Origin of the sequence: Nonomuraea sp. GTA35 (assembly GCF_041950525.1) — a bacterium.
In the GTDB taxonomy this organism is placed as follows: domain Bacteria; phylum Actinomycetota; class Actinomycetes; order Streptosporangiales; family Streptosporangiaceae; genus Nonomuraea.
This window is the reverse complement of the sequence record NZ_JBGNUV010000002.1, coordinates 946,764-970,734: the sequence shown is the minus strand read 5'-3', so window position 1 is coordinate 970,734 and position 23,971 is coordinate 946,764. Positions and strand designations below refer to the sequence as shown.

Here is a 23,971-nt window from a genome sequence, read left to right as displayed (position 1 = left end):
CCGAATGGCTGACCCGAAGGGTTTTCTCACGCACGACCGGGAGCTGCCGGCGCGCCGCCCCGTGGACGTCCGCATCAGCGACTGGCGCGAGGTCTACCAGGACTTCTCGCAGGAGAAGCTGACCAAGCAGGCGGCCCGCTGCATGGACTGCGGCATCCCGTTCTGCCACAACGGCTGCCCGCTCGGGAACCTCATCCCCGAGTGGAACGACCTGGTCTACCGCACCGACTGGCGCGAGGCGATCGAGCGGCTGCACGCCACCAACAACTTCCCGGAGTTCACCGGCAGGCTCTGCCCGGCTCCGTGTGAGGCGGCGTGCGTGCTCGGCATCAACTCCGACCCCGTGGCGATCAAGCGGGTCGAGGTCGAGATCATCGACCGGGCGTTCGCCGAGGGCTGGGTGACCCCGCAGCCGCCGGCCGTCAAGACCGGCAAGAAGGTCGCGGTCGTCGGCTCGGGCCCCGCCGGGCTCGCCGCCGCCCAGCAGCTCACCCGGGCCGGCCACGACGTGGTCGTGTTCGAGCGGGCCGACCGCGCCGGCGGGCTGCTGCGCTACGGCATCCCCGAGTTCAAGATGGAGAAGCGGCACATCGAGCGCCGCCTGGAGCAGATGCGGGCCGAGGGCACCGAGTTCCGCACCGGCGTGAACGTCGGCGTCGACATCACGGCCGCCGAGCTGCGCGAGCAGTTCGACGCCGTGGTGCTGTCCGGCGGCGCCACCCAGTGGCGCGACCTGCCGGTGGCCGGGCGCGAGCTCAAGGGCATCTACCAGGCGATGGAGTACCTGCCGCTGTCCAACAAGGTCCAGGAGGGCGACTTCGCGGTCTCGCCCATCTCGGCCGAGGGCAAGCACGTCGTCGTCATCGGCGGCGGCGACACCGGTGCCGACTGCATCGGCACCGCGATCCGGCAGGGGGCCGCGTCCGTCACCCAGCTCGAGATCATGCCGCAGCCGCCGCGCAGCCGCCCCGGCAGCCAGCCGTGGCCGACGTTCCCCATCCTGTTCAAGATGGAGAGCGCCCATGAGGAGCTGGAGGACGGCGGCGGGCAGCGCGTGTACGCCGTCTCCACCACCGAGTTCGTCGGCGACGCCGACGGCAACGTGCGGGCGCTGCGGCTGGTCGAGGTCGAGGGGCCGCAGAACGGCTTCAAGCCGATCCCGGGCACCGAGCGGGAGATCCCGGCCGAGCTGGTCACGCTGTCCATGGGCTTCGTCGGGCCGGAGAAGGGCGCGCTGCTGCAGGACCTGGCCGAGGCCGCCGGCGACGGCTTCTACGACGCCAGGGGGAACGTGGCGCGCGACAAGACGTACATGTCCAAGGTGGACGGCGTCTTCGTGGCGGGCGACATGGGGCGCGGTCAGTCGCTCATCGTGTGGGCGATCGCGGAGGGGCGCGCCGCCGCCTCCGGCGTCGACCGCTTCCTGACCGGCGACACGGCCCTCCCGTACCCGATCCTGCCCACTGCTCGTCCGCTCGTCTGACGGCCGCACGGCCCGGCTTCCACAGCCGGGCCGTTGTCGTTTCACGGCCACCGTCCTTTACGGCAAGCCGACGTCACCCCACCCGCCGCACGTGGCCGAGGGCCTCCAGGGAAACGCCCGCTGAACCCGCACGGGGCCGGGCGCCGTCACGTGCGCGTCCTTGGCCGTCCGCGTGGTCACGGCCCGGCCGAGGGGGTCAGCAGGCCCGCGCGACGGCGTCGAGCACGCGCTGCGAGTCCGGGTCGGCGGCCCGGTAGATGATCAGCCGCTGCCCGGGCGCCTGCAGCGGGGCCAGCACCTCGTACTCGACCGTCAGCGGCCCCTCCGTGGCGTGCCGCAGCCGCTTCTGCCCCCTGGCGTTGACCCGCACGTCGCGCATCGCCCACAGCCGGGCGAACTCCTCGTTGCCCGAGGTCAGCTCCTCGACCAGGTCCGCCAGGCGCTTGTCGTCGGGATGGGCCGCCCAGGAGGCCCGCAGGTCGGCGATGCCCTCGCGCACCGCGCGCTCCCGGTCGCGGAAGAAGTGGTCCAGGCCCGGGTGCAGCATGCACAACCACAGGCTGTTGCGCTGCCTCGGCGGCAGGCTGCCGAAGTCGAGCATCAGGCCGGCCATCTCCGGGTTCCACGCGATGATGTCGAAGCGGTGGTTGACCACCATGGCCGGCAGCGGCGACAGGTCCAGGACCAGGCGGGACAGCGGCCCGGCCTCGTCGCCGGCCGGGCCCTCGCGCTCGGGCCTGCTGGTCGGCCGCTGCCGGGCCAGGTCGAACAGGTAGAGCCGCTCGTCCTCGCTCAGCCGCAGCGCCGCGGCCAGCGCCTCCAGCACCTCGGGTGAGGGCCGCAACCCGCGCCCCTGCTCCAGCCGGATCACGTAGTCGACGCTGACGCCGGCCAGCTCCGCGACCTCTTCCCTGCGCAGCCCCGGCGTGCGGCGGTGGGCGCGGCGCGCCGGCAGCTCGACGTCGCCGGGGCTCAGCCGCTCGCGGCGCGTCCGCAGGAAGGCCGCGAGCTCGCGGGTCTGGTCGACGGTGCTCATCGCCTCGATCTTACGGCCGCGGGCCCGCCCAGGCCGCGCACTGCCCGGAGCCGTGTGCCCGGCGCGTCCGTCGCGGGCGCTGCCTGGGACGGCCGATCCCAGGAAGAGCCTTCCCTTACCCATGGCTCGCGCCCCGAGCACGCTTGGACGCATGACGACTCTTGACACCTACCGCTTGCTGGGCCGTTCCGGCCTGCGGGTCTCGCCGCTGTCGCTGGGCACGATGACGTTCGGGACCGACTGGGGCTGGGGCTCGGACAAGGAGGAGTCCCGCCGCATCTTCGACGCCTACGTGGAGCGCGGCGGCAACTTCATCGACACCGCCAGCCAGTACACCGACGGCACCGCCGAGACCCTGGTCGGCGAGTTCGCGGCCGGGCGGCGCGAGCAGCTCGTGCTGGCCACGAAGTACAGCATGGCCAGGCGCCAGGGTGACCCGAACTCGGGCGGCAACCACCGCAAGAGCATGGTCCGGTCCGTCGAGGCCAGCCTGCGCCGCCTCGGCACCGACCACCTCGACCTGCTCTACCTGCACGCCTGGGACTTCACCACCCCTGTGGAGGAGATCCTGCGCGCCATGGACGACCTCGTCAGGATGGGCAAGGTGCTCTACGTCGGCATCTCCGACACGCCCGCCTGGCAGGTGTCGCGCATGCAGGCCATCGCCGACCTGCGCGGCTGGTCGCCGCTGATCGCCCTGCAGATCGAGTACAGCCTGATCGAGCGGACGGGGGAGCGCGACCTGATCCCCATGGGCCGCGAGCTGGGCCTCGGGGTCATCCCCTGGTCGCCGCTGGGCAGCGGCGTGCTCACCGGCAAGTACACCCGGGCCGATCTGTCCCACGAGATCTCCGCAGACCCGTCGGGCACCCGCAAGAACGTGGCGGCGGCCAACGGCTCCCTCACCGAGCGCTCGCTCGGCATCGCCGAGGTGGTCAAGCGGGTGGCGGACGAGCTGGGCGCGACGCCGTCGCAGGTGGCGCTGGCCTGGACGCTGCTGGAGCCCGGCGTGACGGCGCCCATCGTCGGCGCACGCACGCTCGCCCAGCTCGAGGACAACCTGGGCGCGCTCGACGTGCGCTTCACCGGCGCGCAGATCGCCACGCTCGCCGAGGCCAGTGAGGTGGACCTGGGCTTCCCGCACGAGTTCCTGCGGCGGCCGATGTCGCGCGGGGTCATCTCGGGCGGCGTCACTCTCGATCCGGCCCGCTGAACGGCGCGGCCGGCGCACCACTGCGAGGGCCTGACCGGGATGCGGGCCAGGAGCGGCGCAGGCCCGGCGCGGCGGCCCTGGCCAGGGACGGAGCGGACCTCCGATGGAGGTCCGCTTCGTCGTTATTCGACCGAAATTTCACCACTAAGTTGCATCAGGGGATTACTGTCGGGAAGATTCAGGTTCTGCGGCAAGTCGGCGGATGGGGGAAGAATGCGGCGGGTCGCCTCGGGCTTGACGGCGCTGGCCGCCGTGGTCGCGCTCGGCGCCTGCACGCCGGCCGCGTCCCGCGAGGCCGCCACCCCGCAGGCCGAATTCCTCGTCTTCTACGACTTCGGCAAGCAACGCCAGGCCGAGGCCGCCGTCGAACGCGCCGGCGGCACCACGATCTCCGCCGACACCAGGCTCGGCTACCTCATGGCCGCCGGCTCGGGCTCCGGGTTCGAGGAGGCCGTGGGCGCGGACCCGGCCATCGCCGGCGTCTCCCCGGACCGCCGCATCGGCTACGCCACCTCCCGCCCAGCCGCGGAGGCCGCCGCCCGCCCCGCCACGGACGCCGCCGCCCGCAGGGCCGCGTTCCCCGACGAGAAGGCGTTCACCAAGACCAAGGGCGAGCCGCTCGCCGGCCGCCAGTGGGACATGCGCATGATCGGCGCCGACCGCGCCCACGCCAAGGCGCCCGGCACCCGGCAGGTCCTCGTCGGCGTCATCGACACCGGCGTGGACGGCAAGCACCCCGACATCGCCCCCAACTTCAACCGCGAGCTCAGCCGCAACTTCGTCACCGACAAGCCCAAGGACGAGTACGGCGAGACGCTCGACGGCCCGTGCGAGGCGTCCGGCTGCAAGGACGCCGTGGACGTGGACGACGACGGCCACGGCACCCACGTCGCCAGCACCATCGCCTCCCCGCTGAACGGCCTGGGCATCGCCGGCGTCGCCCCTGGCGTGCAGATCGTGAACCTCAGGGCCGGCCAGGACTCCGGCTTCTTCTTCCTCAAGCCCAGCCTCGACGCCCTCACCTACGCCGGCGACATCGGCGTGGACGTCGTGAACATGAGCTACTTCGTCGACCCCTGGCTGTTCAACTGCGCGAGCAACAAGTCCGACACCAGGAAGCAGCAGCTCGAACAGCAGGGCATCATCACCGGCATGCAGCGCGCCCTCGACTACGCCCGCCAGCGCGGCGTCACGCTGGTCTCCGCCCTCGGCAACGGCTCCACCGACCTCGGCCGCCCCCAGGTCGACAAGCAGAGCCCCGGCTACCCGAAGGGCGACGAGAAGGAGCGGCAGGTCGACAACTCCTGCATCAACGTGCCCGCCGAGTCCAACGGCGTCATCTCCGTCTCCGCCCTCGGCCCGTCCGGCCGCAAGGCCGTCTACAGCGACTACGGCAACGAGCAGACGGACCTGTCGGCGCCCGGCGGCGACGTGCTCGACGGGCAGGGCACCCAGGCCACCCGGTCGATCCTGGCCGCCGCGCCCGAGCGCGTGCTGCGCGCCGCCGGCCGCATCGACGCCAAGGGCGAGCCCAAGGGCGCCGACGTCGTCAAGGACTGCACCGGCGGCACCTGCTCCTACTACCAGTACCTGGAAGGCACCTCCATGGCCTCGCCGCACGCCGCCGGCGTCGCGGCGATCCTCGTCAGCCGCTTCGGCAAGCCCGGCAAGGGCGGGCTCGACCTGGACCCGGCCACGGTCGAGCAGCTCCTGTACAAGACCGCCGCGCAGAAGGCCTGCCCCACGCCCCGCAAGTACGTGTACAAGGTCTTCGGGCAGACCGAGACGCAAGAGTGCGAGGGCACCCAGGCCGACAACGGATTCTACGGTCACGGCATCGTGGACGCCTGGAAGGCGGCTACCGTCGAACCATGATGTATCGCCTCCTCGCGGACGCCGCGATGGTGGTGCACTTCGCCTTTCTCGTCTACATGGCCGTGGGCGGGTTCCTCGCGTGGCGCTGGCGGCGTACGATCTGGGCGCACCTCGCCGTCGCCGCCTGGGGCGTGCTCTCGGTCGTGACCGGCGTCGAGTGCCCTCTCACCCTCGCCGAGGACTGGGCGCGCCACAGCGCGGGTCAGGAGGGGTTACCCACCAGCGGCTTCATCGACCACTACATCGAGGGCGTGATCTACCCGGAGGAGTACACGAACTTGGCGCGACTTGGGGTCGCCGTTCTCGTTCTGTTCTCCTACGTCGGGTACGTTCTCCGTCGTCAGTGACTGCCAAGTGGTCTGTACCAATTAAGGTAGGACTCGTGACTCGTCGCGCGAAAATCGTCTGCACCCTAGGCCCCGCCACATCCTCCAAAGAACGCCTCCGCGAGCTGATCGCCGCGGGCATGGACGTGGCACGGTTCAACCTCAGCCATGGCAATCATGACCTGCACAGAGAGGTTTACGACCGGGTCAAGGAGGTGGCGGCCGACCTCGGCCGCGGTGTAGGCGTGCTCGCCGACCTGCAGGGCCCCAAGATCCGTGTCGGCACGTTCGAGGAAGGCCCCGTCAGGCTGGGCTTCGGCGACGTCTTCACCATCACCACCGAAGACGTGCCGGGCGACCGCGAGCAGGTCTCCACCACCTACAAGGGGCTGCCCAAGGACGTCCGCCCCGGTGACACGATCCTCGTCGACGACGGCCGCCTCGTGCTCGAGGCCACCCGCGTCGACGGCGAGCGCATCATCACCCGCGTCGTCATCGGCGGCATGATCTCCGACAACAAGGGCCTCAACCTGCCGGGCGTCAACGTCAGCGCCCCGGCCCTCACCGACAAGGACGAGGCCGACCTGCGCTGGGCGCTGCGCACCGGCTTCGACATGATCGCCCTGTCCTTCGTCCGCCGCCCGTCCGACGCCGACGTGGTGCGCAACATCATGGAGCAGGAGGCCGTCCGCCTCCCGCTGCTCGCCAAGATCGAGAAGCCGCAGGCCGTCGACCGCCTCCCCGACATCGTCGAGGCCTTCGACGGCATCATGGTCGCCCGCGGCGACCTCGGCGTCGAGCTGCCGCTGGAGCAGGTCCCGATCGTGCAGCGGCGGATCATCGAGCTCTGCCGCGAGAAGGCCCGCCCGGTCATCGTCGCCACCCAGATGCTCGACTCGATGATGAACGCCCCGCGCCCCACCCGCGCCGAGGCCTCCGACGTGGCCTACGCGGTCATGGACGGCGCCGACGCGGTCATGCTGTCGGGCGAGACCTCGGTCGGCAACTACCCGATCGAGGCCGTCTCCACGATGGACCGCATCGCCTGCGCCGCGGAGAAGTCCTCGCTGCACGCCACCCACACGCTGGAGCGCATGCCGGAGACCACCGGCGGCGCCATCGCCCGCGCCGCGGCCGAGGTGGGGGCGATCGTGGGGGCCAAGGCGCTGGTGGCCTTCACGATGTCGGGGGAGACGGCGCGCCGGCTGGCCCGCTACCGCTCGCCGATCCCGCTGCTCGCCTTCACCTCCGCGCCGCACGTGCGCGGGCAGCTCTCGCTGACGTGGGGGGTGGAGACGTTCCACGTGCCGTTCGTGCACCACACCGATGACATGGTGCGGCAGGTGGAGGCCTCGCTGCTGTCGCTGGGGCGGCTGGAGAAGGGCGACAAGGTCGTCATCGTGGCCGGCTCGCCTCCCGGCACCCCCGGCTCCACCAACGCCCTGCGCGTCCACACGATCGGCTCCGCGGTGTCCCACGCACACTGATCGGGTGTCACGGCAACGCCGTGGCCTGCCACCCGCCGTACGCCGGCGGGTGGCCTTCCAGGTAACGGCCTGCGGCCCTTCACCGGGCTCCAGGCTTGCCCGCTGAGGCGCGGTGGCTCGACGAGGCCCTGCGCGGCGCGGCCGGAAACAGCGATGGGGCAGCGTTCGGGCGCTGCCCCATCGGCGTTCTGCCAGGGTGGTCAGTCGTTGGCGTGGAGGGCGGCGTTGAGCTCGATGCCGCCGCCCTTGCGGGGCAGGGCCTCCACCGCGCCCGACTGGGAGTTGCGCCGGAGCAGGACGCCGCTGGAGCCCGACAGCTCGGCCGCCTTGACGACCGTGCCGTCCGGCAGCGTGACCCGCGTGCCCGCCGTGACGTACAGGCCAGCCTCCACCACGCAGTCGTCGCCCAGCGAGATGCCCAGGCCCGAGTTGGCGCCCAGCAGGCAGCGCTCGCCGACCGAGATGACCTGCTTGCCGCCGCCCGACAGGGTTCCCATGATGGAGGCGCCGCCGCCCACGTCGGAGCCGTCGCCGACGACCACGCCGGCCGAGACCCGCCCCTCGATCATGGAGCTGCCGAGCGTGCCGGCGTTGAAGTTCACGAAGCCCTCGTGCATGACCGTGGTGCCGCCGGCCAGGTGGGCGCCCAGCCGGACCCGGTCGGCGTCGGCGATCCGGACACCGGAAGGCAGCACGTAGTCGACCATCCGGGGGAACTTGTCCACCCCGTACACCGTCACCGCGCCCCTGGCGCGCAGGCGCAGCCGCGTGCGCTCGAAGTCCGGCACCGGGCACGGGCCGTAGTTCGTCCACACCACGTTGGCCAGCAGGCCGAAGATGCCGTCCAGGTTGACGCCGTGCGGCTGGACCAGGCGGGACGAGAGCAGGTGGAGACGCAGGTAGACGTCGTGCGCGTCCACGGGCGCCTCGGAGAGCTTGGCGATGCCGGTGCGCACGGCCACCACCTCCACGCCCCGCGCCGCGTCGGGGCCGGCCAGCTCGGCCAGCTCCCCGGCCTCGTCGGCGGAGAGCCGCTGGGTGCCCGAGTGGGGCGCCTCGCCCAGCTCGGGGGCGGGGAACCAGGTGTCGAGTACGGTGCCGTCGGCGGCGATGGTGGCGAGGCCGGCGCCGAACGCGCCGGTCGAGGTGGGATCGATAGCAGTCACGGCCCCAAAAATACCGTTTCCCAGGTGCGCGGGCCCGCAGGCACCCCAGGCTCCCGCCGCTGCCGGCCCCGGCCTCGGAAGGCTGCCGCCCTCGGAAGGCTGTCGGCCTCGGAAGGCTGCCGGCCTCGGCCCGCGGTGATCATGGGCCGCCGGTGTCAGCTCAGGGCGCCCAGGTCGGCCGAGAGCCAGTGTTCCGGGCGCATCCTGAAGGTCACCAGTACGTGCAGGTCCGAGCCCTGGACGTAGCCGGACACCGCGTCCGGTGGCAGGTAGCGGGAGGAGATGCGGGTGAGGTCGTCCAGCGTCGTCGGGCCCGAGCGCACCACCGGGCCCTCCACCGACACGTAGCGGTAGGTCGGGCTGACCCGCTGCGCCAGTATCGAGAACCGGCCCGCCTTCGCGATCAGCCTGGCCTTGCGCGAGTCGCCGTCCGTCAGGAACCGGATCTCGCCGCCGGGGTCGTAGTCGTACCAGACCGGCACGACCAGCGGCGCCCGGCCGTCGCCCGCCTCCACCGCCAGGCTGGCGATGTGCGACTCCGCCAGGAACGCCTCCCGCTCCGCCACGTTCAACGGCATCCCGCCCCACCCCCCGTGTTCCTCGATCTTGAGACGGCTATTCCCGGTGGGAGCGATCCCGAAAAGTCGCCACCGCATCGGGTACGCGGCCCGCGACCTCCGCCGCCGTTCCGGGCGCCTGCGTCACCGAGGGCCTGCCGTTCGCCATCACCCGCGCGGCCTCGGAGAGAGCGGCCGTCATCTCACCCTGGATCCTGCGGGCCGACGGGAGGCTTCTTCGACGACGGCGGGCCCGTGACCTGATGAGGGCGACCCGGAATTACGGTCAGCATTTTCGGCCATCGGCCACGGAGTGCGCTATCGTGCATGCGGAGAGTGTCGCATCCGGGCATGACAAAACCGCCGGGCTCGGAAGCCGGGCGGTCGTGTCGGTGTCACCTCGGTGCCCCGGGTGGGATTCGAACCCACACTGAATGGATTTTGAGGCCATCGACTCTGCCGATTGGTCTACCGGGGCGGCGAATGTCCGGGCTGTGATCTCGTAGCGTAGCGCTCCGAGCCGCACCGGCGTGGATCTAATCTACCGGACGTCTGTACTCTTCTGCTCGTGAGTACGCAGCGGCGAGTAGTGATCGCGGAAGACGAGGCCCTGATCCGCCTCGACCTCAAGGAGATGCTCCAGGAGGACGGCTACGTCGTCGTGGGGGAGGCCGGTGACGGCGAGCAGGCGATCCGGCTGGCCGCCGAGCTGAGGCCCGATCTGGTCATCCTCGACGTGAAGATGCCGGTGCTCGACGGCATCTCGGCGGCCGAGCGCATCGTGTCCGAGCGGATCGCCCCCTGCCTCATCCTGACCGCGTTCTCCCAGCGCGACCTGGTCGAGCGGGCCAGGGACGCGGGGGCGATGGCCTACCTGGTCAAGCCGTTCACCAAGGCCGACCTGGTGCCGGCGATCGAGATGGCGGTCAGCAGGCACGAGGAGATGGTGGCGCTGGCGGCCGAGGTCTCCAGCCTGTCGGAGCGGCTGGAGACCAGGAAGCTGGTCGAGCGGGCCAAGGGCCAGCTCATGGCGCAGCACGGCTGGACGGAGCCGCAGGCGTTCCGATGGATCCAGAAGGCGTCGATGGACCGGCGGCTGAGCATGCGCGAGGTTGCTCAGATCGTTATCGACGACGCGGCGGAGCGATCCTGAAAAAGCCCTATATCAGGTGATTTGGCCCGGCGGGTTGTGGTGCGGTCACGAGTGGGCATCCAACCGGCTTCGGCCGCTTACGTGGGGGGCGTCCCGGCGCGTAACTGATGGTCGGACGGAAGATCCGCTCATCTCGATCGGAGACGCACTCCATGATCCGCATTCTTCGCGCGCCGCTCGCCGTCACCGCGGCGGTTCTGGCGCTGGCGGCGTGCTCGCCCGGCGACACCACCGCCGGCACCGTCACCTCCGGCTCGGCTTCCGCGCAGCCGCCCTCGGCGGCGGCGCAGGGCGACGGCACGCTGAGCATCGGCACGGTGCTGCCGCAGACGGGGTCGCTGGCCTACCTGGGCCCGCCCATGTTCGGGGGCGTCGATCTGGCGCTCAAGGAGATCAACGAGGCCGGCGGCGTGCTCGGCAAGCCGGTCGCCAAGTCCGACACGGACTCGGGGGACACGACCACGAACATCGCCTCGCAGTCGGTGGACAAGCTGCTGGCGCAGAAGGTGGACGCGATCGTCGGCGCCGCGTCGTCGTCGGTGTCGGAGTCGATCATCGACAAGATCACGCGGGCGGGCGTGGTGCAGTTCTCCCCGGCCAACACCTCCGACAAGTTCACCACGATCGAGGACGACGGCCTGTACTTCCGCACCGCGCCGCCGGACAAGCTGCAGGGGCGGGTCCTGGGTGATCTGGTGGTCGCCGACGGCAACGACACCATCGGGATCCTGGCCATGCAGGACTCCTACGGTTCCGGCCTGGCCGACCAGGTGACGCGGACGGCCCAGGAGGGCGGCGCGACGATCGTGGAGCGGGTGGACTACGACCCGAAGGCGGCCGACTTCTCCGCCGACGTGTCCAAGATCAAGGCCGCGAACCCCAAGGGCATCGTGCTGATCGGGTTCGAGGAGACGTCGAAGGTCGTGCAGGAGCTGGTCAAGCAGGGGCTGACCAGCGACAAGCACAAGTGGTACATGGTGGACGGCAACATGTCGAACACCAACTTCGCCCAGACCCCGAAGGGCACCATGGACGGGGTGAAGGGCACGCTGCCGGGGGCCGAGGCACCCGAGGCGTTCCAGAAGCGGCTGCTGAAGGTGAACCCGGAGCTGACCGAGTACACCTACGCGGCGGAGTCGTACGACGCCGTGACGCTCATCGCGCTGGCCGCGGAGGCGGCCAAGGCGGACACGGGCGCGGCGATCGCGGGCAAGTTGGTGGAGGTGAGCAAGGGCGGCACGAAGTGCGCGGGCTTCAAGGAGTGCGCCGACCTGCTGAAGGCGGGCACGGACATCGACTACGAAGGCGTCAGCGGGCCGGTGGACTTCAACGACGTGGGTGACCCGTCGGTCGCGACGATCGGTGTCTACCAGTACAGGGCCGACAACACGTTCGACGCCGCCAAGGCGATCGAATATCGGCGGGGGAAGATCGAGGGCTGAACCGCGCGTTTTCTCGCCCTGGTCCGGATATTCCGGGCCAGGGCGCTCTGCTTTAGGGACCTGTCCGTAACTCTCCTGAAACAGACCATAACTCTGGGTATTTAGGACATTACGATCCAGTATAAAAGTCGGGTAAGAACTCCCCATCCCCGCGCCGGACAGGCATGCTGAGCTCGGAAAACCCGGCGAAGGTGATCGTCTCTTCGCCGAGATAGGGGGAGTTTCTTCTATGAACCGCATTGCTCCGATGGGGCGCCTGCTGGCCGTGGCGGCCGCGGCGAGCCTGGCTCTGACGGCCTGCGGCGGCGACACGGGCGAGCAGTCCGCCGCCACCGCGCCGTCCGCCGCGACGTCGACGGAGGCCTCCTCGGCGCCGGCGGCGAAGGGTGACGGCACGCTGACCATCGGCACGGTCCTGCCGCAGACCGGTTCGCTGGCGTTCCTCGGCCCGCCCGAGTTCGCCGGGGTGGACCAGGCCGTCAAGGAGATCAACGAGGCCGGCGGCGTGCTCGGCAAGCCGGTCACCAAGGTGCACACCGACTCCGGCGACACCACCACGAACATCGCCTCGCAGTCGGTGGACAAGCTGCTGGGGCAGAAGGCCGACGCCATCATCGGCGCCGCGTCGTCGTCGGTGTCGGAGTCGATCATCGACAAGATCACGGGTGCGGGGGTGGTGCAGTTCTCGCCGGCCAACACCTCCGACAAGTTCACCACGATCAAGGACAACGGCCTGTACTTCCGCACGGCGCCGCCGGACAAGCTGCAGGGCCGCGTGCTGGGCGACCTGATCGCGGCCGACGGCAACGACACCGTCGGCATCCTGGCCATGCAGGACTCCTACGGCTCCGGCCTGGCCGACCAGATCACCAAGACGGCCGAGGCCGCCGGCGCCAGCGTCGTGGAGCGGGTGGACTACGACCCGAAGGCGGCCGAGTTCTCCGCCGACGTGGCCAAGATCAAGGCCGCGAACCCGAAGGCGGTCGTGCTGATCGGGTTCGAGGAGGGCGCCAAGGTCGTCGCCGAGCTGGTCAAGCAGGGGCTGACCGCCGACAAGGTGAAGTGGTACATGGTGGACGGCAACATGTCGAACACCAACTACCTGAAGATGCCCAAGGGCACGCTCAAGGGCGTCAAGGGCACCATCCCGGGCGCCGAGGCGCCCGAGGAGTTCAGGGAGAAGCTGAAGAAGCTCGACCCGAAGCTCGACGACTTCACCTACTCCGCGGAGTCCTACGACGCGGCGAACCTCATCGCGCTGGCCGCCGAGGCCGCCAAGGACGACAGCGGCACGTCCATCGCGGGCAAGCTGGCCGAGGTGAGCGGCGGCGGCGAGAAGTGCAAGAGCTTCAAGGAGTGCGTCGACCTGCTGAAGGCCGGCAAGGACATCGACTACGACGGCGTCAGCGGGCCCGTCGAGTTCGACGCCGCCGGTGACCCGTCGGTGGCGACCATCGGCGTCTACCAGTACGGCGACGACAACAAGTACGCCGGCAAGGCGCTGGAGTACCGTACCGGCAAGATCGAGGGCTAGGCCCTCATCCGCCCGCTCCCTCCCCGCCCCGGGCGGGGAGGGAGCGGCCCGGCGGGTCAGGAGCCGAGGTCGCAGGCGCGCCGGGCGTAGGCGAGGAAGCGGTCCTGGAGGGGCTTGGGCGGGGTGACGATCACCACGCGCTCCTCGCCGCCGTCCACCGATGCCCGCACCGGGAACAGGAACGCCTTCTTGGCCTCGGCGAAGGCGTGCCCGTCGCAGCGGGCCGGGGTGAGTTCGAGCGGCACCTCCAGCCGCTGTTCCCCGGCGGCCAGCGTGCCCAGGGGTTTGCTGCCAGGGGTGACGATGTAGTGGGTGGTGCCGCCGACGTCGGCGAGGGTCACGGCGCCCTGGCCGCGCCGCGTGACCACCAGGCTCCCGCGCATGACCCGATCGGACTTCGGCCCGGACTCCGTCCAGGTGGGGCCGAACTCGATGCTGGCGCGTTGCTTGACGAGGAACTCCGAGCACTCGTCGCGCAGCAGCCTGGCCAGCAGCGGGTCGGGGTGCGGCACGGCGAAGACCACCTTGCGCGGCTGCTCGGAGCCGGTTCGCACGTGCGCCACGACGGTCGCGGGCTGCACCTCGGGCAGGCCCTGGGGCAGGCAGTTGGCGGCGCCGTAGGTGATGGGCAGGTCCGTGCGCTCGGTCTTCCTGATGACGGCGTCGGCCTGCTGCGGCGGCAGCGTCTTGAAGGACGGCGTGACGAGCTGGACATCAGCGAAATAAACGGGCGTTTCACTGGTATTTCGGACGGCCACTTGAAGCGCGTGCATCGGTTCGTCCGAGCGATATTGGGCCAGCGAGACCGATACCCCGGGCGGCGGTCCGGCGGGCGGCGGAGAGGGCGGCTCCGGGGAGCCGCAACCGGAGGCCAGCGCGATCGTCACGAGAAGAGGCGTTTTGCGCTTCACCTGTCGCACATTAAGCGTCCGTGCGCAGCTCTCGTAAGTTGAGGAGTGATTACGACTCCGCATCCAAGTGCCGACAGTTCTCCAGGGGATCTGGTTGGAGTGTGCAGCAATTTTGTACGTTTCCTGCATTCGATCGGGAACGCTCGGCGGTGCTGAGGATCCCGGCCTGGAATCGGAGGAGACACTTCATGATCCGCATTGCTCCCGTGGGGCGGGCGCTGGCTGTCGTGGCTGCCACCAGCCTCGCCCTGACAGCCTGCGGTGGTGGCGGCGGTGACACCGCCACTCAGGCTTCCCAGAGTGCCGCGCCTGCCTCATCCGCGCCCGCGGCGAAGGGTGATGGCACGCTGACCCTCGGCACGCTGCTGCCCCAGACCGGTTCGCTGGCTTTCCTCGGCCCGCCCGAGTTCGCGGGCGTCGACCTCGCCCTCAAGGAGATCAACGAGGCCGGCGGCGTGCTCGGCAAGCCCGTGGCCAAGTTCGACACGGACTCGGGCGACACCACCACCAACATCGCCTCGCAGTCGGTGGACAAGCTGCTGGCGCAGAAGGCCGACGCCATCATCGGCGCGGCGTCCTCGTCGGTGTCGGAGTCGGTGATCGACAAGATCACGGGCGCCGGCGTGGTGCACTTCTCCCCGGCCAACACCTCCGACAAGTTCACCACGATCGAGGACAAGGGCCTGTACTTCCGCACCGCGCCGCCGGACAAGCTGCAGGGGCGCGTGCTGGGTGACCTGATCATCGCCGACGGCAACGACACCGTGGGCATCATGGCCATGCAGGACTCCTACGGCACCGGCCTGGCCGACCAGGTCCAGAAGACCGTGACCGAGGGCGGCGCCGAAGTCGTCGAGCGCGTCGACTACGACCCCAAGGCCGCCGACTTCTCCGCCGACGTCGCCAAGATCAAGGCGAAGAACCCCAAGGGCATCGTCCTGATCGGCTTCGAGGAGACCGCCAAGGTCGTCCAGGAGCTGGTCAAGCAGGGCATGCCGGCCAGCAAGTACAAGTGGTACATGGTGGACGGCAACATGTCGAACACCAACTACACCAAGATGCCCAAGGGCACGCTGACCGGCGTCAAGGGCACCTACCCCGGCGCCGCCGCTCCGGAGGAGTTCCGGCAGAAGCTGATGGGCGTCAACCCGAAGCTCGAGGACTTCACCTACGCCCCCGAGTCCTACGACGCGGCGAACCTGGTCGCGCTGGCCGCCGAGGCCGCCAAGAGCGACGCGGGCGTCGACATCGCCGCGAAGCTGATGGAGGTCAGCAAGGGCGGCACGGCCTGCAAGAGCTTCAAGGAGTGCGTCGACCTGCTCAAGGCCGGCACGGACATCAACTACGAGGGTGTCAGCGGCCCGGTCGAGTTCAACGAGGCCGGTGACCCGGCCGTCGCCACCATCGGCATCTACCAGTTCGAGGAGAACAACAAGTACCCGGTGAAGGCGCTGGAGTACCGCAGCGGCAACATCGCCGGCTGATCACGTACACGATCCAGGCATGACGGAGAAGGGCCCGGCCGCCTCGGCCGGGCCCTTCCCGCTATCCTCCGCATCCCGCCACGATGCGGTCGGCGGCGGCGCGGTACTGCTTCAGCAGCGCCACCTGCCGCTGCCTGGGCACGTCGCTCTTCGACAGGGCCGCGGTGGTGCTCTTCACGGTCTCGGCGGCGGCCCGCAGCGAGCCGGGCAGCCGGTCGCCGAACTCCATCGTGATGCCGTGGGCCTCGGCGAGGCGGCCGATCACGGCGTCCTCGAAGTTCTGCCGCTCCTCCTGGCCCTTCGGCTCCAGCATGAGGCCGGCGTACCCGAGGGCGGAGACCACGCGGTCGCAGGGGCTGTCGGCGGGGTCGCCGCCGGTGCTGTACTTCCGCGCGGAGGAGGCGCCCTCCTGGCAGCCGGCGAGCAGGGCGGGCAGGAGGAGCGCGACTGCCACTGAACGTCTCACACCGCTCATTAAAAAACGGAGAAGGGGCCCACGGGGAGCCCCTTCTCCGTTTTCGTGCCCGGTTACGCCTTGGCCAGCGTCCCGAGGTACAGCTCGATGACCTTGGGGTCGTTGGCGAGCTGCTTGCCGGTGCCGGTGTAGGCATTGCGGCCCTGGTCGAGAACGTAACCGCGGTGGCAGATCTGCAGGCAGCGCCGCGCGTTCTGCTCCACCATGATCACGGTCACGCCGGCCTTGTTGATCTGCTGGGCCTGGATGAAGACCAGGTCCTGCAGCTTGGGCGACAGGCCCGCCGACGGCTCGTCCAGCAGCAGCACGGAGGGCTCGGTCATGAGGGCCCTGGCCATCGCCACCATCTGCCGCTCACCGCCCGACAGGGAGCCGGCGCGCTGCTTGCGCCGCTCCTTGAGCGCGGGGAACAGCTCGGCCACGAACTCGAAGCGCTCCTTGAACTTCCCCGGCACCTGGAAGGCGCCCATCTCGAGGTTCTCCTCGATGGTGAGGCTGGGGAAGACGTTGTTGGTCTGCGGCACGTAGCCGACGCCGCGGGCGACCAGGGAGTGCGCCTTCATGTTCGTGATGTTCTCACCCTTCAGCAGCACCGTGCCGCTGCGGATGGTGACCAGGCCGAACATGGCCTTGAGCAGGGTCGACTTCCCGGCGCCGTTGGGGCCGATGATGCCGATCAGCTCGCCGTCCTTCACGTACAGGTCGGAGCCGTTGAGGATGTTGACGCCCGGGAGGTAACCCGCGATCAGCTCGTCGCAGCGCAGCACCGCGTCCTCGGCGCCCTCCAGGTGGGCGCTGCGGTCGGTGACGGCGGCCTTCGACTGGACGGGCGCTTCGTCGGCGCTCACTTCTGCCTCTCCTCTGCGGTCTCGGGCTCGGGGGCGGTCGTCGCCCCGGTGGTGCCGTCGGTCTCGTGGATCTCCGCCTCCAGCGCCGCCTCGGCCTCGTGGAGCTGGGCCTCCAGCTCGCTCTCCGACAGCGGGGCGTCGTGGTGGGCGCCCAGGTAGGCGTCGATCACGCGCTCGTCGGACATGATCGTCGAGGGCGGGCCCTCGGCGATGACCGCGCCCTGCGCCATGACGATCACCCAGTCGCTGATGTCGCGGACCATGTCCATGTCGTGCTCCACGAACAGCACGGTCATGCCCTGCTCGCGCAGGTCCTTGACGTGGCCGAGCAGCGACTGCGTCAGCGCCGGGTTCACGCCGGCCATCGGCTCGTCGAGCATGACCAGCTCCGGCCGGACCATGAGCGCGCGGGCCATCTCCAGCAGCTTGCGCTGGCCGCCGGACAGCGACCCGGCGAAGTCGTCGCGCTTGGCGTCGAGCTTGAAGCGCGCCAGCAGTTCCTCGGCCCGCTCGGTGATCTCCTCCTCCTGGGCGCGCCAGAAGCGGGGCACGAGGGCCCGCCAGAAGTTCTCGCCCTTCTGCTGCTGGGCGCCCAGGCGCATGTTCTCCAGCACGGTCAGCCGCGAGAGCGCCTTGGTGAGCTGGAACGTGCGCACCATGCCGGCACGTGCCACCTTGTGCGCGGGCACGCCGTTCATGGCCCGGCCGTTGAACGTCCACGTGCCGGAGTCGGCCGTGTCGAAGCCGGTGAGCTGGTTGAAGAACGTGGTCTTGCCCGCCCCGTTGGGGCCGATCAGCGCGGTGATGGAGCCGCGCTGGACCTCGACGTGGTTCACCTCGACGGCGGTCAGGCCGCCGAAGCGGCGCACCACGTTGTCCACCACGAGGATCGGGTCGGGCTTGGGCACCCCGGGGTCGCGGGCCAGGTCCTTGAACGCGGCCAGCGCCGCCGCCTTGCGGTCGGTGGCCCCGGCGGTCACAGTCGTCTTAGCGTCGCGCATCGATCGCTATCTCCCTCTTGTCACCCAAAATGCCCTGCGGCCGGAAGATGAGCAACAGGATCAGACCGAGGCCGACCAGGATCCAGCGCATGGCGCCGACCTGGTTGGTGTCCAGGAACGTGATGTACCCGGCGGCGACCGCCTCGGTCATCACGTTGTAGAACAGGACCAGGAGCACCCAGAAGATCATCGAGCCGATCACGGGGCCGAGCACGCGTGCGGCACCGCCGAGGATGAGCATCGTGTACATGTAGAACGTGGTTTCGGTGCCGAACACGTCGGGCTGCACCGAGGCGTAGCCGAGACCGTAGATGAAACCGCCGAAGCAGCCGATGACGCCGCCCAGCACGAGCGCCTGCATCTTGTACGAGAACACGCTCTTGCCCAGGCTGCGCACCGCGTCCTCGTCCTCGCGGATGGCCTTGAGCACGCGGCCCCACGGGCTCTTCATCAGCAGGTACACGACGAAGCTGAACAGGGCGATGAGCACCCAGCCCACCGTCAGCACCCACATCGTGCGGTGGCCGAAGAGCAGCGGCACGGGCCCGAGGTTGAAGCCGTACTCCCCTTCGGGGTACGGGTTGAGCGCGTAGAAGCCGTCGGAGAAGCCGCGCTGGCCGTCGGAGCCGCCGAAGACGCCCTTGAACTGCACCGAGCGGAAGATGAGGCGGACGATCTCGGCCGCGGCGATGGTGACGATGGCCAGGTAGTCGGCGCGCAGTTTCAGCGTCGGTATGCCCAGCAGGATCGCCAGGATGACGGCGGCGACCAGGCCGACGAAGATGCCGACCCAGAACGGCAGGCCCATGACGGTGACCGTGACGGCCAGCCCGTAGCCCGCCACGCCCATGAACGCGGCCTGGCCGAAGTTGAGCAGGCCGGTGTAGCCGAAGTGCACGTTCAGGCCGATGGCGCCGATGGCGTACAGCACCGTCTCGACCCCCACAGCGGCCTTGATGGTGGTGCTGAAAATCGTGATCCAGTCCATTCTGATCCTCCCCCGATCAGCCGATCCGCTCGCGGCGGCCGAGAATGCCCTGCGGCCGGACGAGGAGCACGATGATGAGTACGGCGAGCGCGCCCACGCTCTTCAGCTCCGGCGGCACCCACAGGGTCGAGACCTGGATGAACAGGCCGACCACGAGCGAGCCCACCAGGGCGCCGAAGGCGGTGCCGAGCCCGCCGAGCGTCACGCCGGCGAAGATGAGCAGCAGGACGTCCTGGCCCATCGTGTACTTCAGGTTCTGGGAGAGCCCGAGCATGATGCCGGCCAGCGCGGCGATGGCGCCGCCGAACGTCCAGATGATCCTGATGACCCGGTCGACGTTGATGCCGGACGAGGCCGCCAGCGCCGGGTTGTCGGCCACGGCGCGGGCCGCCTTGCCCGTGCGGGTGCGCAGCAGCGCGATGCCGACGATGATCAGGACCGCCAGCTCGATGCCCATGGCCACGAAGTTCTTGGGGGCGGCCGTGATCGGGCCGAACTCGACGCCGGGCTGGGCGGTGTACTGGGCGTAGGCCTCGGTCTGGCCGCCGAAGAAGATCAGGAACACGTACCGGAGGAAGAGCGCCACGCCGATCGAGATGATCATCATGGCGATCGTGCCGGTGCCGCGCCTGCGCAACTGCCCCCAGAACAATCGGTCCTGGAGGTAGCCGAGGACGCCGGCGACGATGACGGCGATCAGCGCTGCCGGGATGAGATGCAGCCCGAAGCCTATGTTGAAGGCGTAGGCGAGGATGGCGCCGAGCGTGACCAGCTCGCCGTGGGCGAAGTTGGTCAGGCCGGTGGTGCCGTAGATGAGCGACAGGCCCAGCGCGGCCAGGGCGATGATCAGGCCGAGGTTCAGGCCCTCGAACGTGAGCTGCGCCGCCTGCGTCCAGAAGGTGCTGGTCTCACCGCCGCCCTGCTGCTGCTGGTTCGTGGTGCCCTTCGGCTGCAGCGCGTACAGGACCGTGGAGCAGTTGCCCTCGTACACCGTCGGCGTGCGGACGTTGTTGCCACCCCGCACCTCGGCGTTCTGCGGAAGGCTGGCGGCATCCAGCGTGACCTTGTACTTGCCTGGCTTGTCGACCTGTACGTCCCAGGTGCCTTCGGCGTTTGTCGTGACCTCCTTGACGGGTTGTCCGCCCTCTGTGGTCACAGCGATTTTGGCGCCGTTCACTGGCTGGCCTTGGAGTTTGAGTGTTCCCCTCAGTCCCTGGCAATCGGCGGGACCCGCGTGGGCGGGCCCGGCCAGCAGGAAGATGAGTCCACCCAGGAAGGCCGTGAACGCGATCACGGCTCTGCGCAATGGTGCTCCCTCAAAGTAGGTCAAGGCGGGGTTGTGCCCCTCCATCTCGACACGCGCGCATCGCAGGCACAACTGGGATGCAATGGCGGGAGCTTATTCCGGCAGCGCCCGGTTCAGTATCGTTCGTCACCAATTAGTGACATGTGTGTGTCACTGATGTGAGGAATCAACGAGCCTGGTCAGGGCCTAAATGAGGCGAGACGCCTGGCGCTGCGGGGAACGAATCGATAACGATCAGCGTATGACGTGTCGAGCCCGCGGGGCGGCCTTTGGGGCCATGTAGGGATCCCCGTGGCGTCCGCGAGAGCACCCTCGCGAACGTGGGGCCGAACACGTTTTCTACTGGGCCTCCCCGCGGGCTCTGTTGCGACCACGGTAGCGACCCGCGGGGGCCATGCGCAAAGGGTCGGCGAAAGGAAACAGCGTGACGTAAGTGTTACCGGTCGCGCAGCATGCAGGTGAGGCGTGAGGTGCAGACGCGACGGCCCTGCTCATCGGTGATCTCGATGTCGTACGTCGCCAAGGTGCGACCGCCGTGCAACCGCGTCGCGACCCCCGTGACGTACCCGGAGGTGGCCGAGCGGTGATGGGTGGCGTTCAGCTCGATGCCCACGGCGATGCGCTCGGGACCGGCGTGGACGGCCGCCCCCACCGAGCCCAGCGTCTCGGCGAGCACCGCCGAGGCCCCGCCGTGCAGGAGCCCGTACGGCTGCGTGTTCCCCTCGACCGGCATGCGGCCCACGACCCGCTCGGCCGTGACCTCCAGGAACTGGATGCCCATCTTGTCGGCGAGCGTGCCCTCGTGCAGGTCGCCGAATATCGAGACATCCAAGGGATTGGTCTGCGTCAAAGTGCCGCCTCCACTCTTCCGAGCTCGGGTTTTCTGTCGGAGACGCAGACTAGGCTGCGTACGTGCCGAAGAGTGAAGTGACCCCCAGCCGCCCGTGCCTGCTGCTGCTTGACGGGCATTCCCTGGCTTATCGCGCGTTCTACGCGCTCAAGGACGCCAACCTGATGACCACCGACGGTCAGCACACCGAGGCGGTCTACGGGTTCACCTCGATGTTGACCAACATCCTGCGCGACGAGCAGCCCACGCACGTCGCGGTGGCCTTCGACCGGTCGGAGCCGACGTTCCGGCACGAGGAGTACGCCGAGTACAAGGCCAACAGGAGCGAGACCCCGGAGGACTTCCGCGGTCAGATGCAGCTCATCTTCGAGCTGCTCGACACGCTGCGCATCCCGCGCCTGTCCAAGGCGGGCTTCGAGGCCGACGACCTCATCGCCACCCTGGCCACCCGCGCCGCCGAGCAGGGCATGAACGTCCTGATCGTCACCGGCGACCGCGACGCGCTGCAGCTGGTCAACGAGCACGTCACCGTCCTGATGACGCGGCGCGGCATCAGCGACATGACCCGGTTCACGCCGGAGGCGGTGGAGGAGAAGTACGGCCTCACCCCCGCCCAGTACCCGGACTTCGCCGCTCTGCGCGGCGACCCCAGCGACAACCTCCTGAGCATCCCCAGCGTGGGGGAGAAGACCGCCGCCAAGTGGGTGCGCGAGTTCGGCTCCCTGACCGCCCTCGTCGACCGGGTCGACGAGGTCAAGGGCAAGGTCGGCGACAAGCTGCGCGAGCACGTCGCCCAGGTCCTGATGAACCGCCGGCTCACCGAGCTGCTGCGCGACGTGCCGCTCGAGGTGGAGCTCGGCGACCTCCAGCAGGGCACCTGGGAGCGCGAGGAGATCAACAAGCTGTTCGACACCCTGCAGATCCGCGGCGAGCTGCGCGAGCGGGTGTTCAAGGTGCTCGGCACCGGCGAGCAGGAGCCCGAGCAGGGCTTCGAGGTCGAGACCGTGCTGCTCGGCCCCGACCGGGTCGCCGGCTGGCTGGCCGCGCTGCCCGAGGGCCGCGCCGGCCTCGCCTTCAAGGGCGCGTACGGCAGCGGCACCGGCCGCATCGACGCCATCGCCGTCGCCTCGCCCGACGGCACCGCCGCCCACATCGACCCCGTCAAGCTCACCGAGGCCGACGAGGCGGCCCTGAGGGCCTGGCTGGGCGACGACACCAAGCCCAAGGCCGTCCACGACGCCAAGGGGCCCATCCTGGCCCTCTGGGCGCAGGGCATGGAGCTGCGCGGCCTGAGCTGCGACACCGCGCTGGCCGCCTACCTCGCCATGCCGGGCCAGCGCACGTTCGCCCTGGAAGACCTGGCCAGGCGCTACCTCCACCGCGACCTGCGGGCCGAGGAGGAGCCCAACGGCCAGGCCGCGCTGTTCGGCGACGACGAGGACGCCCCGGCCAAGGACCTCGCGCTGCGCGCCCACGCCGTGCGCGAGCTGGCCGAGGCCCTGGAGACCTTCCTGGCCGGGCGCGGCGGCACCCAGCTCCTGGCCGACGTGGAGCTGCCGCTGCTGTCGGTGCTGGCCGAGCTGGAGCGGGCGGGCATCGCCGTCGACAGCGAGTACTTCGCCGGCCTGGAGGCCGAGTTCGGGGCCGCGGTCAAGCACGCCGTCGAGGAGGCGCACCGCTCGGTCGGCGAGCAGTTCAACCTGGGCTCGCCCAAGCAGCTCCAGGAGATCCTGTTCACCAAGCTCAACCTGCCCAAGACCAAGAAGATCAAGACCGGCTACAGCACCGACGCCGACCAGCTCGCCTGGCTCGCCACCCAGACCGAGCACGAGCTGCCCACGATCATGCTGCGCCACCGCGACCAGCAGAAGCTGCGCACCACGGTGGAGGGCCTGATCAAGGAGATCTCCGACGACGGGCGCATCCACACCACGTTCAACCAGATCATCGCCGCCACCGGCCGGCTGTCGTCGGAGAAGCCCAACCTGCAGAACATCCCGATCCGCACCGCCGAGGGCCGCCGCATCCGGCAGGGCTTCACGGTCGGCGAGGGCTACGAGACGCTGCTGACCGCCGACTACAGCCAGATCGAGCTGCGCATCATGGCCCACCTGTCGGGCGACGAGTCGCTGATCGAGGCGTTCGAGTCGGGGCACGACTTCCACCAGGCCACCGCGGCCAGGGTCTTCGACCTGCCGCCCGAGCAGATCGACGGCGAGCTGCGGGCCCGCATCAAGGCGATGAACTACGGCCTGGCCTACGGCCTGTCCGACTTCGGGCTGTCCGGGCAGCTCAACATCCCGGTGTCCGAGGCGCGGGCGCTGAAGGAGGAGTACTTCCAGGAGTTCGGCGGCGTGCGCGACTTCCTGAACGCCATCGTCTCCCAGGCCCGCACCGACGGCTACACCGAGACGATCATGGGCCGCCGCCGCTACCTGCCCGACCTCACCAGCGACAACCGCCAGCGCCGCGAGATGGCCGAGCGGATGGCGCTCAACGCCCCCATCCAGGGCTCGGCGGCCGACATCATCAAGGTCGCCATGCTCCACGTGCACCAGGCGCTGCGCGAGGAGGGGCTGGCCTCGCGGATGTTGCTGCAGGTCCACGACGAGCTGGTGTTCGAGGTGGCTCCGGGCGAGCTGGAGCGGCTCACCCAGCTCGTGTGCGACCAGATGAACGCCGCCTACCACCTGCGGGTGCCGCTGGAGGTCTCCGTGGGCGTGGGCCGCACCTGGGAGGACGCGGGGCACTGACCGAGGTCCGCCGAGGCGGCGCGGAAGCGCCGCTTGTGCCCCGGATTCTCCACTAACCTGGGGAAACCGTCTTCACCGAGCGG

Annotated in this window: 20 protein-coding genes and 1 tRNA gene; 10 read left to right on the top strand and 11 right to left on the bottom strand. The window is 69.7% G+C overall.

What is annotated here, in order from left to right:
• The first annotated feature begins 4 nt into the window (after positions 1-4).
• The gene (locus ACBJ32_RS11105; protein ID WP_375126632.1) at positions 5-1,483 is read left to right on the top strand and encodes a glutamate synthase subunit beta; all 1,479 of its coding nucleotides are present in this window, start codon (positions 5-7) and stop codon (positions 1,481-1,483) included.
• Between the two features lie 196 nt (positions 1,484-1,679).
• On the opposite strand, the gene ACBJ32_RS11100 is transcribed toward ACBJ32_RS11105, so the two are convergent.
• The gene (locus ACBJ32_RS11100) at positions 1,680-2,519 is read right to left on the bottom strand and encodes a helix-turn-helix transcriptional regulator (protein ID WP_375126631.1); all 840 of its coding nucleotides are present in this window, start codon (positions 2,517-2,519) and stop codon (positions 1,680-1,682) included.
• Positions 2,520-2,670: 151 nt separating this feature from the next.
• Between ACBJ32_RS11100 and ACBJ32_RS11095 the strand changes: the two genes are divergently transcribed.
• From ACBJ32_RS11095 to pyk, 4 genes are all read left to right on the top strand, one after another.
• The gene (locus ACBJ32_RS11095; protein ID WP_375126630.1) at positions 2,671-3,732 is read left to right on the top strand and encodes an aldo/keto reductase; all 1,062 of its coding nucleotides are present in this window, start codon (positions 2,671-2,673) and stop codon (positions 3,730-3,732) included.
• A gap of 213 nt (positions 3,733-3,945) precedes the next feature.
• On the top strand, positions 3,946-5,607 hold the full coding sequence (locus ACBJ32_RS11090; protein ID WP_375126629.1) for a S8 family serine peptidase: 1,662 nt from the start codon (positions 3,946-3,948) through the stop codon (positions 5,605-5,607).
• A complete protein-coding gene (locus ACBJ32_RS11085; RefSeq protein ID WP_357866119.1) occupies positions 5,604-5,954 on the top strand; it encodes a DUF2784 domain-containing protein in 351 nt (116 codons plus the stop codon). Before ACBJ32_RS11090 ends, ACBJ32_RS11085 begins: the two co-directional genes overlap by 4 nt.
• A 35-nt stretch (positions 5,955-5,989) precedes the next feature.
• A complete protein-coding gene (pyk, locus tag ACBJ32_RS11080) occupies positions 5,990-7,420 on the top strand; it encodes a pyruvate kinase (RefSeq protein WP_253746823.1) in 1,431 nt (476 codons plus the stop codon).
• Between the two features lie 200 nt (positions 7,421-7,620).
• Here the strand turns inward: pyk and dapD are convergent, their stop codons facing one another.
• From dapD to ACBJ32_RS11065, 3 genes are all read right to left on the bottom strand, one after another.
• The gene (gene dapD, locus ACBJ32_RS11075) at positions 7,621-8,586 is read right to left on the bottom strand and encodes a 2,3,4,5-tetrahydropyridine-2,6-dicarboxylate N-succinyltransferase (RefSeq protein ID WP_375126628.1); all 966 of its coding nucleotides are present in this window, start codon (positions 8,584-8,586) and stop codon (positions 7,621-7,623) included.
• A gap of 155 nt (positions 8,587-8,741) precedes the next feature.
• The gene (locus ACBJ32_RS11070) at positions 8,742-9,164 is read right to left on the bottom strand and encodes a pyridoxamine 5'-phosphate oxidase family protein (RefSeq protein WP_357866124.1); all 423 of its coding nucleotides are present in this window, start codon (positions 9,162-9,164) and stop codon (positions 8,742-8,744) included.
• Between the two features lie 383 nt (positions 9,165-9,547).
• Positions 9,548-9,621: transfer RNA gene (locus tag ACBJ32_RS11065), tRNA-Leu, on the bottom strand.
• Positions 9,622-9,711: 90 nt separating this feature from the next.
• Here ACBJ32_RS11065 and ACBJ32_RS11060 point away from each other — a divergent pair.
• From ACBJ32_RS11060 to ACBJ32_RS11050, 3 genes are all read left to right on the top strand, one after another.
• Positions 9,712-10,296, top strand: a complete 585-nt coding sequence (locus ACBJ32_RS11060) for a response regulator (protein ID WP_357866126.1) — start codon at positions 9,712-9,714, stop codon at positions 10,294-10,296.
• A gap of 152 nt (positions 10,297-10,448) precedes the next feature.
• Positions 10,449-11,738, top strand: a complete 1,290-nt coding sequence (locus ACBJ32_RS11055) for an ABC transporter substrate-binding protein (RefSeq protein ID WP_375126627.1) — start codon at positions 10,449-10,451, stop codon at positions 11,736-11,738.
• Positions 11,739-11,967: 229 nt separating this feature from the next.
• The gene (locus tag ACBJ32_RS11050; RefSeq protein ID WP_357866128.1) at positions 11,968-13,272 is read left to right on the top strand and encodes an ABC transporter substrate-binding protein; all 1,305 of its coding nucleotides are present in this window, start codon (positions 11,968-11,970) and stop codon (positions 13,270-13,272) included.
• Between the two features lie 56 nt (positions 13,273-13,328).
• Here ACBJ32_RS11050 and ACBJ32_RS11045 read toward each other — a convergent pair whose 3' ends face one another.
• Entirely contained in the window at positions 13,329-14,045 is a 717-nt protein-coding gene (locus tag ACBJ32_RS11045; RefSeq protein ID WP_375126626.1) for a hypothetical protein, read from the bottom strand.
• Between the two features lie 326 nt (positions 14,046-14,371).
• Between ACBJ32_RS11045 and ACBJ32_RS11040 the strand changes: the two genes are divergently transcribed.
• Positions 14,372-15,667 carry an ABC transporter substrate-binding protein gene (locus ACBJ32_RS11040; RefSeq protein WP_357866130.1) on the top strand — a complete coding sequence of 432 codons (1,296 nt, stop codon included), beginning with the start codon at positions 14,372-14,374 and terminating at the stop codon, positions 15,665-15,667.
• 61 nt (positions 15,668-15,728) lie between these two features.
• Here ACBJ32_RS11040 and ACBJ32_RS11035 read toward each other — a convergent pair whose 3' ends face one another.
• The 6 genes from ACBJ32_RS11035 to ACBJ32_RS11010 all read right to left on the bottom strand — a co-directional run bounded on the left by ACBJ32_RS11035 (position 15,729) and on the right by ACBJ32_RS11010 (position 21,066).
• Positions 15,729-16,133, bottom strand: coding sequence for a hypothetical protein (locus ACBJ32_RS11035; RefSeq protein ID WP_375126625.1), 405 nt, complete (start codon positions 16,131-16,133; stop codon positions 15,729-15,731).
• A gap of 62 nt (positions 16,134-16,195) precedes the next feature.
• Positions 16,196-16,990 (bottom strand): ABC transporter ATP-binding protein, encoded by a 795-nt coding sequence (locus ACBJ32_RS11030; RefSeq protein WP_357866132.1) that lies wholly within the window; start codon positions 16,988-16,990, stop codon positions 16,196-16,198.
• A complete protein-coding gene (locus tag ACBJ32_RS11025) occupies positions 16,987-17,991 on the bottom strand; it encodes an ABC transporter ATP-binding protein (RefSeq protein WP_357866134.1) in 1,005 nt (334 codons plus the stop codon). Before ACBJ32_RS11025 ends, ACBJ32_RS11030 begins: the two co-directional genes overlap by 4 nt.
• Positions 17,978-18,979, bottom strand: a complete 1,002-nt coding sequence (locus ACBJ32_RS11020) for a branched-chain amino acid ABC transporter permease (protein ID WP_357866136.1) — start codon at positions 18,977-18,979, stop codon at positions 17,978-17,980. Before ACBJ32_RS11020 ends, ACBJ32_RS11025 begins: the two co-directional genes overlap by 14 nt.
• Before the next feature lie 16 nt (positions 18,980-18,995).
• Positions 18,996-20,135 (bottom strand): branched-chain amino acid ABC transporter permease, encoded by a 1,140-nt coding sequence (locus tag ACBJ32_RS11015; RefSeq protein WP_375126624.1) that lies wholly within the window; start codon positions 20,133-20,135, stop codon positions 18,996-18,998.
• Between the two features lie 586 nt (positions 20,136-20,721).
• Positions 20,722-21,066 (bottom strand): PaaI family thioesterase, encoded by a 345-nt coding sequence (locus tag ACBJ32_RS11010; RefSeq protein ID WP_253759558.1) that lies wholly within the window; start codon positions 21,064-21,066, stop codon positions 20,722-20,724.
• Positions 21,067-21,197: 131 nt separating this feature from the next.
• Here ACBJ32_RS11010 and polA point away from each other — a divergent pair, with 131 nt between their 5' ends.
• Complete coding sequence (gene polA, locus ACBJ32_RS11005) at positions 21,198-23,888, top strand: DNA polymerase I (protein WP_357866139.1); 2,691 nt, start codon at positions 21,198-21,200, stop codon at positions 23,886-23,888.
• Positions 23,889-23,971: the final 83 nt, after the last annotated feature.